Origin of the sequence: Frankia sp. AgKG'84/4 (genome assembly GCF_023242965.2) — a bacterium.
Classification (GTDB): Bacteria; Actinomycetota; Actinomycetes; order Frankiales; family Frankiaceae; genus Frankia.
Window position 1 is genome coordinate 1 of sequence record NZ_JALKFU020000189.1, and the last position, 8,914, is coordinate 8,914.

9 protein-coding genes are annotated in these 8,914 nt (G+C 72.3%); 3 read left to right on the forward strand and 6 right to left on the reverse strand.

What is annotated here, in order from left to right; all coding sequences use genetic code 11:
• Window positions 1–717, forward strand: a 717-nt coding sequence (locus MXD58_RS13525; protein WP_518477998.1) for an amino acid kinase family protein, incomplete at its 5' end; no start/stop codon positions are given.
• A 13-nt stretch (window positions 718–730) separates the two neighbouring features.
• Here the strand turns inward: MXD58_RS13525 and MXD58_RS13530 are convergent.
• The 3 genes from MXD58_RS13530 to MXD58_RS13540 all read right to left on the reverse strand — a co-directional run bounded on the left by MXD58_RS13530 (window position 731) and on the right by MXD58_RS13540 (window position 4,238).
• Window positions 731–1,813, reverse strand: a complete 1,083-nt coding sequence (locus MXD58_RS13530; RefSeq protein ID WP_248837934.1) for a M14 family metallopeptidase — start codon at window positions 1,811–1,813, stop codon at window positions 731–733.
• Between the two features lie 164 nt (window positions 1,814–1,977).
• A complete protein-coding gene (locus tag MXD58_RS13535) occupies window positions 1,978–3,201 on the reverse strand; it encodes an MFS transporter (RefSeq protein WP_248837933.1) in 1,224 nt (407 codons plus the stop codon).
• Between the two features lie 293 nt (window positions 3,202–3,494).
• Window positions 3,495–4,238: a TNT domain-containing protein gene (locus MXD58_RS13540; protein WP_250609368.1), complete on the reverse strand. Its 744-nt coding sequence runs from the start codon at window positions 4,236–4,238 to the stop codon at window positions 3,495–3,497.
• A gap of 176 nt (window positions 4,239–4,414) precedes the next feature.
• Between MXD58_RS13540 and MXD58_RS13545 the strand changes: the two genes are divergently transcribed.
• Window positions 4,415–5,155, forward strand: coding sequence for a DUF1707 SHOCT-like domain-containing protein (locus MXD58_RS13545; protein ID WP_250609369.1), 741 nt, complete (start codon window positions 4,415–4,417; stop codon window positions 5,153–5,155).
• The gene (locus MXD58_RS13550) at window positions 5,155–5,988 is read left to right on the forward strand and encodes a PhzF family protein (protein WP_248837930.1); all 834 of its coding nucleotides are present in this window, start codon (window positions 5,155–5,157) and stop codon (window positions 5,986–5,988) included. The genes MXD58_RS13545 and MXD58_RS13550 overlap by 1 nt, the downstream gene beginning before the upstream one ends.
• A 12-nt stretch (window positions 5,989–6,000) precedes the next feature.
• On the opposite strand, the gene MXD58_RS13555 is transcribed toward MXD58_RS13550, so the two are convergent.
• From MXD58_RS13555 to MXD58_RS13565, 3 genes are all read right to left on the reverse strand, one after another.
• Window positions 6,001–6,414, reverse strand: a complete 414-nt coding sequence (locus tag MXD58_RS13555; RefSeq protein ID WP_248837929.1) for a cold-shock protein — start codon at window positions 6,412–6,414, stop codon at window positions 6,001–6,003.
• Window positions 6,415–7,358: 944 nt separating this feature from the next.
• Window positions 7,359–7,592: a hypothetical protein gene (locus MXD58_RS13560; protein WP_248837928.1), complete on the reverse strand. Its 234-nt coding sequence runs from the start codon at window positions 7,590–7,592 to the stop codon at window positions 7,359–7,361.
• Between the two features lie 158 nt (window positions 7,593–7,750).
• On the reverse strand, window positions 7,751–8,914 hold a 1,164-nt coding region (locus MXD58_RS13565), incomplete at its 5' end, for a citrate/2-methylcitrate synthase (protein WP_250609370.1).

Sequence of the window (8,914 nt, forward strand, 5' to 3'; positions counted from 1 at the left end):
CTGCGCCGCCACCTCGCCGGCGCCCCGACGGGCACGGTGCTCGTGCTGCCGGGCGGGCAGGGCATCGGGCTCGACGGGCGGCCGGTGATGCTGGGCCGCAACAGCTCGGACCTGTCCGCGATCGCCGCCGCCGTCGCCCTCGGCGCCCCGGCCTGCGAGATCTTCTCCGACTCCCCCGGCGTGTGCACGGCCGACCCGCGGCTCGTGCCGGGCGCCCGGACTCTCGCGACCGTCGGGTACGACACGATGATGACGATGTCCCGGCACGGCGCGAAGGTGCTGCACCACTGCGCGGTCGACTGGGCTCGCCGGCACGGCGTGGAGATCCACTGCCGCTCGCTGCTGCCCGCCGGGCAGGTGTGCTCGGTCGTCTCGGCGGCGCCGACGAGTGATCCCGCCGTCCTCGTGCACGGCAGCGGCGCGGTGTGGGCCGGCGAGGCGGGGCTGGTCCACGCGGTGCACGCGGAGCTGACCGGGTCGGGATCCGACGCGGTCGTCGTCGACGACACCGAAAGTCGCCTCGACGGGCACGGGTCGACGCATCTGGTGCTGGCCGACGCGGTGCGGGACCTGCGCCCGCGCGGCCTGCGCCACCTTGCCGGACTGCGGCTGGTGACCACGCTGTTCCCGGACGGCCGGCTCGACCACCGGCTCGTCCCGGCCGCCGACGCCGCCGCCGTCGCGCTCGCCCAGCACGACGTCGTCGTGGCGGTCTGACCCGGACGTGCGCTCAGGCGGCGTCGGCGGTCTCAGGGAGCACGCCGGCGGCCGCCTGGTTGATCACGGCGAGGCCCCGGTCGAGGACATCGGCGCGCCACTGCTCGTCCGGCGGGTCGAACGCCTCGCGCATGAGGGCGCCGAGGCGCGCGCGCAGCGGCTCGTCGACCGGTTCGGGCTGCTGCCACAGCCAGTTGTCCCCCTGCAGGGCGCGCAGCACGGTCAGGCCGTCCAGGGTGCCGAACTCGCAGGTGATGGCCGTGATCTCGGCGTCGACGAGTTCCTGGACCAGGGCGCTGGCGGAGTTGCCGCCGATCGGCGTGGAGCTTGCGGTGCCCTCGTCGGAGTCGGTCAGCGCCTCGCCGTACCAGCGCCGGGCCCGTCGCGGCGCCTGCTCGTCGGGGCCACCGCGAAAGATCGGTTCGGCGGCGGCGCGTTCACCGAGGCCGGTGTGCAGGTCGATGTAGGCGACCCGCTCGTAGCCGGTCAGGTAGGTGCGAATGATGTGGTGCCAGGTGCGGTTGGACCAGCAGGGCGCCGCCCCGCCGTAGAACAGGCCGTCGGCGTGGGTGTACTGGCCGCCGGTGATGCTCTGCTGCACCGCGCGCAGCCCGAGGCGGTCGGCCGCCGCGAACAGCCCGGCGTCGGCTTCGGCGCGCGCGGGACCCTCCCAGTCGGCGGGCAGCAGGAAGGGATGCAGCGCTCCGTAGCCGCGCTCGCCCGGGGGCTCGTCGTGGTCGATGAAGTTCCGGTTGATGTCGATGTTGTCCTCGTTGACCCGGCGGCGGTACGAGAAACCGAACGGGTTGAGGGCGTGCACCAGCACCACGGGCAGATCCGCCAGCCAGGCCGCTTCGTGCAGGGCGCGCAGCTGGCAGGCCGAGCCGGCGAAGCCCTCCGTGCCGTGCGTGCCGCTGACGAGGACCAGCGCGGCCGGTCCGCTGCTCGCGCCGAGCCGGGCCACGTCGGTACTCAGTGCCTCGCCCCGCGCGCCGCCGGCGGTGTCGAGGCGGAACGACTCGAGGTGCGCGCCGCGTTCCCCGGCGGCGGCCAGGAACCGCTGCCGTGCCTCGCCGTAGCTCGCCGAAAAATACATCCGTCCCCCTCGGCCCGTCGTCTCGCCGCCTGCCGCTGTATCACCTGCCGCTGTATCACCTGCCGCTGTGCCGCCTGCCGCGCGCCGCCTTACCGTTCGCCGCCCTACCGCGCGCCGCCCTACCGCTCGCCGCCCTACCGCGCGCCGCCCTACCGCTCGCCGCCCTACCGCTCGCCGCCGACTGTGGCCGCCGCGCCCGGCGACATGGCCAGTGCCGCGGGCTCGCGGCGGGGCCGGATCTGGCCGAGCACCAGCACCGCACTCGTGATCGCGATCAGCAGGACGAACAGCCCCCGGTAGGCGTAGGCGTGCACCACCGCGCCCGCGACCAGCGGGCAGGCGAGGATCGCGACCTCGAACAGCAGACCGGCCATCGGCAGCATCCGGACCCGCTCCGCCGGACCGGCGAGGTTCACCGCACGGGCCTGGAACGCCGGCAGGCCCAGCCCGTACGTGCAGCCCAGCAGCAGCGACGCCAGGCAGTACAGCACCACATTCGAACCGACGAACACGAACGCGACCGCGGCGGCCGTCATACCGACAGTGGTCACGGCGACGACGCGGTCGGAGGCGCTGTCCGACAGCATCCGGGCGAGCCCGAGGCGCACCGAGATGACGGCGATCGTGTAGGTCACGTAGAAGACGTCGAAATCGAGATGCCGGCTTTCCGCGAACGTCGTCTGGAAACTGTTCATCGTGGTGAACACGCACGCGCTGAGCAGCACCATCGTGAGCGGCACGAGGCTCGGGGAACGCAGCACGCTGCGCCCCGCCGCCGATCCGGGGGCGGCATCGTCCGGCGCCCCGGGGGCCACCTCGGACTGCGCCGGCACCGGCGGCAGCCGCCGCAGCTGGAGGGACAGCGGCACGACGAGCAGCCCGGCGGCCAGTGCCAGCCCGGCGCCGACGAGGAAAACCTGCTGGTAGGAGAGGTTCGCGTCGCGCAGCGCGTTGCCCAGTACCGGGCCGATGCCGAAGCCGGCCTGGATCGTCCCGGTCGCATAGCCGATGACGGTGGCCCGGTCGCGGTCGGACACCAGGTCGGAGGCGATCATCGGCGCGGCCGTGTATGTCACCGCCCAGGCCGTGCCCAGGACGACCGCGGCGACGACGAGGACGGCGCCGCGCGCCTGGGTGGTCGCCGCCAGCACCGCGGCGCCGGCGTAGATCAGGCAGGCGCCGGCGAGCAGCAGCTGCGGCTCCACCGCCCGCGGGAACCGCAGCAGCATCGCCAGCGCGATCGCCGTCGGAAGGGCGGCCGACGCGCACAGCGCACCATAGGTCGCCTCGCTGCCACCGAGCGATTTCACGAACGGCCCGAGCAGGAGCAGGACGCCAAAGGCCGACGACGCCAACAAAACGACCATCAGCAGAAGCCACAGCACCACGCGGCCGCCAGGGGCCCGCAGCCGGTCGGCGACCTCGCAATGGTGTGCCGCTACCCCGGGCTCTCCGCGTTCGATGTCCGCACCCCCCGGAAACTGACAGCTATCCGCATCTGCGGAACCAGCAGAGAAAATTTACCGTATCTACGGGGGGAAAATAGCACAGGACCCGAAGGTTCGGTAGACGAACACCTTCGTCGTGACCTGTGCCGCCCGCGCGGAGATGCGCCGCCGTCGCCTCGACACTCGCCTCGCCCGGGACGTGTCCGCGATGTGCGGGCGAGGCCGGTGCCTGCTCAGCGATCCCGGGCGAGAAAGCCGTTGCGCACCAGCCAGGCGACGTCCACCCGCGGTGGCGCGCCGGGAATCAGCGTGCCGTCGAGTTGGTACTGCACGGCGCCACCCGGCTGGCCGAACCAGGCCGCGATCGGCCCGCCGTACACCGCGAACGGCCGCACCACCCGGTACTCGTGATAGTTGCAGTCCGGCGCGGGCGCGCCGACCAGGCTCGACGGCGGGATGGAGCGCTCGGCGTACGGAGTGCCGTCGGGTGCGAGGTATCGCCCGCCCTCGGCGCCGTACCGGTCGACCTCCCAGCCCGCGTTCAGAACAACGGGCGCTTTCACCGGTGTGCCATCCGGTCGCACGACGAACCCGTCCTGCGGCGGGTAACGCCAGCCGCCCACGGCGGGATCCCAGAAGACGGAAAGGAAACGGTCGGGCCAGTAGGGACCGGTGCGCGACCACAGGAACAGCTGCCGGCCGACATCGCCGAGCAACGGCAGAGCCGCCGGCCCGAGCCGCGGGTCACCGGCGAACGGCGCGGTCGAGCAGGTGTCCAGCGAGACGTCTACCGGGAACGCGTCGACCGTCGGCCATCCGGCGGCGGCCGTCCGGGCGGCCGCGGGGTCGCTCGCCGGCCACGAGGCGAGCGCCACGGTGACCGACGGCGTTTCCGGCGCGCCCGCTCCCGCGGGTAGCGCCGACGCCTCCGATGCCGCACCGACCAGCAGCACCGCCGCCCCGGCAACCGACGTCACCCATCTGCGCACCCGCACGATCCACCCTCCGAATGTCACTGTCCGCATCAGATCGTCGCGGACAGTAGCAGTCGCATGGTGTGCGCGGGCTTGTTGACGCGCGCGTGCCGAGCCCGGTGACGGGCAATTCCCGGGGACGGCCGCGATCCGCGGCCTGCCCCTCCCGATTCGTCCCTGTGCTGGCTACCCTCGTGGGCATGACCGCCGCGAATTCGGATCCCACGCCGCCGCCGGCACTTCGGGTCTCCGACTCGGAACGGGAGGAGGTCGCCCGGGTGCTGCGTGACGCGCTCGCCGAGGGCCGGCTGACCTTCGCGGAGTTCGACGAGCGGGTCGGCGCCGCCTACGCCGCCCGGACCCGGGACGACTTCGCTGCGCTGACCGCCGACCTGCCAGTGCAGCCCGCGTTGGGCGCGGCGATGACGCCCGTGGTCCCCGCTGTCACTGTCGCCCCTGGGCCTGGGCCTGGGCCGGTGGCCGGCGCCGAGGCGCAGCCGGTCGCCGGGCCGACCCAGCCCGTCCGGGCCGAGGTCGACCTGACGGTCGCGGTGCTCAGCGGCCATGAGCGACGGGGCCGATGGCGCCCGGGCCGGCACACGAAGGCGGTCGCCGTGCTGGGCGGTTGCACGCTGGACCTTCGGGAGATCGCGTTCCCCACCGAGCCGATCACGATCACCGCGGTGGCGGTGCTGGGGGGAATCGAGATCATCGTTCCGGAAGGAGTGGACGTCGAGGTGACCGGTACGTCAGTCCTCGGCGGCCGCTCGGTCCGGATCGCCGCCGTGCCGCAACGACCCACGACCCCGGTCGTGCGCGTCCGTGGCGTCGCGGTACTCGGTGGGATCGACGTGCGCAGCGAGCCGCCTGTCGGCGTCCAGCGGGCGGTGGAGTCGACGAAGCAGCCGAAGCGGCTCTGATGACCACCCGGGAGTTCCGCCAGGTCGACGTCTTCAGCACGACACCGTACGGCGGCAATCCGGTGGCCGTCGTGCTGGACGCCGAGGGCCTCGAGGACGAGGCCATGCGGGCCTTCGCCCGCTGGACGAACCTGTCGGAGACGACGTTCGTCCTGCCGCCGACGACGGCCGAGGCCGACTACCGGGTCCGGATCTTCACCCCGTCCGCCGAGCTGCCCTTCGCCGGTCACCCGACCCTCGGCACCTGCCATGCCTGGTCCGAGCAGCACGGGCGCTCCGCCGGGCCGGGGCGGATCGTCCAGCAGTGCCCGGCGGGCCTGGTGCCGGTGCGCCCGACTCCGGGCGGGCTCGCGTTCGCGGCTCCCCCGCTACGTCGCCAGGGTCCGGTCGAGCCCGCGCTGCTCGTCCGGATCGCCACGATGCTGGGCATCGCGACCTCGGACATCGTCGCGGCCGAGCACGCGGACAACGGCCCCGGATGGGTCGCCGTCCTCCTGGCCACCGCCGACGCCGTCCTGGCCCTGCGACCGGGCGCGGTCGACCTCGATCTCGGCGTGGTCGGCCCCTACCCGCCCGGAGCGGCGACCGCGTTCGAGATCCGCGCGTTCGTGCCCATGGGCACGACGACAATCGAGGATCCCGTGACCGGAAGCCTGAACGCATCGGTGGCGCAATGGCTGCTGCGCACCGGCCGGGCGCAGGCGCCCTACGTCGTCAGCCAGGGCACCGTGCTGCGTCGCACCGGACGGGTGCACATCAGCACCGATGAGGACGGGACGGTCTGGGTGGGCGGCGCGACCGTCACCCGCCTTCGCGGCACCGCCGATCTGTAAGGAAGGCCCGGCTCAGTTCTCCACCCAGCCGTACCGCTCCGCTATCCGGATGAGTTCACTTCTGATCCGGATGATCTGCGGGCCCGTCAGGGCGGGTTCGATGCGCAGCAGCGTCTCCGTCACCTCCTGCGTGAGCTCTCCGACGGGCAGCACATCGCACAGCCCGTCAGAGTCATCCGTATGCGAACTCGCCCGGACCGACACCGGCGGAGATGACGGCGCGGGATCGACGATTCGGGCCGCGCTTGCCTTCAGCCCACGCTCACCCTCCTCGACCTTGAACTCCATGAGGGCACCAGGAACGACCAGATGCTTTTCGACGAGAAGATCGTTGGCATGAAGAAAAATGTCGTCGCCACCGTCACTGGGAGCGATGAAACCGTAGCCCCGAACCTGATCAAACCGAAGAACCTTACCTGTACTCACGACTCACCTCAACAACACAAGAAAAGAGCACCATCTCTGCCGCGGCACCAGGCCCACCAAACACCACCGGCCGGACCTGGACCCAGGCGCCAATCATACCTGCCGCGACGCACGCCCAGGCAGACCCCACCGGCCGAACCGGCGCGGGCGCCCTAATCGCCCGCGGGTGTGCCGCGCGAGCCAGGGTCACCGACGGGTTCATCGCCGGCATGGCTGCGGAACTCGACCCTTTCACAACAACTTCTTCAAGAGCATCACGCCGCCAGCCCTATTCGAACCCGTGTTCGACATCCGCATTCGGGCAGGCTATCCTCAGGACGTCGCCGCACACCGCCACGCACCCGACTGTTCCCCGCGAACAGCAAGGACGAGTGGACGTGTATGTGTCCGCATCATGAGGTGCGGTGCGCGCGGACGACGGTTGGTGCCCCTGATCCGGTACCGGAGGCGATCTTCTGTGTCTGTTTCGCGACTATTCCCACCCACTCGGCCCGGATCATCACCAGGTCGGTTGCCCGGCATCGATCCTCGACCACCCAGCCGCTTCGGACACGCCGCCGTCGTGACCGGCGCGGCGCCCACGAATCAGGTCGAGCGGTTGCTCGGCGTCGTTCGGGAAGTGATGGTCGGCGGGCTCGGCCGGCCTCACGGCACAGCCGTGGCTCAGGCGGAGGTGGCCGCCGGTGGCGCCTGCCCGTCCGCGGCAGGCGGGGCAGCGTCCGACGTCGCGGGCGAGGGGGAATCGACGGCGCCGCGGTCGCGGTGCGTCGCGGCCAGCGACGGAGGGAGTCGGCGGCGTGTTCACGCCGTACTCAGTGCGTTTCTGAAGCGTTTTCCGGTGTCCAGGGGCAGCAAAGAGCGGGAATCCGAAGCATATTCGGAGGCCGACGGTCCTTATAGCCGTCGTCGGGCGGAGGGACGCCGTTGTCCGACCACCCCGGCGGTCAGGCCGCCGCGGGTGCGGCTGGCGCGGCCATCCAGTTCAGGTCCGCCGCTGTCACGACCAGCCGGCGAGCCACATCCTCCGGCGCCAGACCGGAATCCAGCGCCTCCCGCAGAGCGATCCCGCGGACTGTGCGTAGTTCGAGCCGTCGCGGATGGTCGGCCCACATCAGGGAGTCGGCCAAGGCGGCGCGCTCGACCGGGTCGGACACCTGCACCACATCCTCATAGGTCATCACGGGCAATCATGGTTACGGCAACACGGACGTTGCGCAACATTCGAGTGGCGACTTTTCGGCCACTATCACCAACCCGCCGGGTGCCAGTGGCTACTTCCTGTCCACTTGTTGCCCCGCAGGGGCAACTCTCGCCCGGTCGACGCAGGCTGCCTGACTCAGCCGACCGTCGTCTCCCCCTCGGGCGGTCGGCCCACGTAGACGCCACGGGGGCGCAGCCGCAGCGGGCGTTCGCCGTACTCCTCCAGCGCGTGGGCGAGCCAACCCACTGTCCGGGCGACGGCGAAGATCACTTCACCAGCCTCGGCGGGCATGCCGGCGGCCATGGTCAGCACGGCGAGCGCCAGATCGACGTTCGGCCGCAGCGGCCGGTCCCGCCCGGAGGCCCCGGTGATCCCGCCCGCGGCCGCGAGGAACGGGGACGCGGCCGGGATCTCGGCGAGCTCACGAAGCAGCGCCGCAGCCCGCGGGTCGCCGTCCGGATAGGCCTCATGCCCGAAGCCGGGCAGCGGCTGCCCGGACCGCAGCCGCTCGGACAGGACCACGATGGCGTCACCACCCTCCACCACCTCACGGACGAGGCGGCACGCGAGCCGGCTGGCGCCACCGTGCAGCGGGCCGTCGAGCGTGGCGAGTCCGGCGGACACGACCGCGTACGGGTCCGCGCGGGCAGAGGCCGCGACCCGCGCGGCGAAGGTCGACACCGCCAGGTCGTGATCGGCCAGCAGCCCGAGCGCGTGATCGAGACAGGCGAGCGCGGCCGGTTCCGCCGGCGTCGCGGCAAGTCGTTCCCACAGCCGCCGCGCGATCCCCGCCGTGCCGTCCGCGACACCGGCGGAAGGGTTGGCGGGAATCGCCTCGACGAGGGCGGCGACAAGGGTCGCAGCCGTGAGGATCACGCTGTCGGGCTGCAGGTCGAAGCGCAATGGGTCCGCGGCCGCGGCCACCGACACAGCGACCCGGAGCCGGTCGGTGAGCCGCGCGCGGGCGGGCAGGGCCATCGCGGTGTTCCGCAGGGTGGTGGCGAGCCCCGCCGGCACGGTGAACGGTGCCGGCGCGTCCAACCGGCCCTGCCACAGCCAGCCGGCGACCTGCTCGAACGAGTGGCCGGCGGCGAGTTCTACGGCGTCGAGCCCGCGGTAGTACAGCCGGCCGCCCGCGATGGCGGTCAACCTCGTGCGGATGACGGGCAGGCCCGCGCCGCGCACGCCGGCCGGGCGAAGCTGCGCCCCAGCGGAGACACCGGGGTCTGCCGGGACACCAGGGTCTGCCGGGACACCAGGGTCTGCCGGGACACCCGGGTCTGCCGGGACACCCGGGCC

Coding starts and splice junctions, on each gene's coding strand:
- MXD58_RS13530 (WP_248837934.1), bottom strand. CDS start 1,813: ATGTATTTTTCGGCGAGCTACGGCGAGGCACGGCAGCGGTTCCTGGCC.
- MXD58_RS13550 (WP_248837930.1), top strand. CDS start 5,155: ATGACCACCCGGGAGTTCCGCCAGGTCGACGTCTTCAGCACGACACCG.
- MXD58_RS13560 (WP_248837928.1), bottom strand. CDS start 7,592: ATGACCTATGAGGATGTGGTGCAGGTGTCCGACCCGGTCGAGCGCGCC.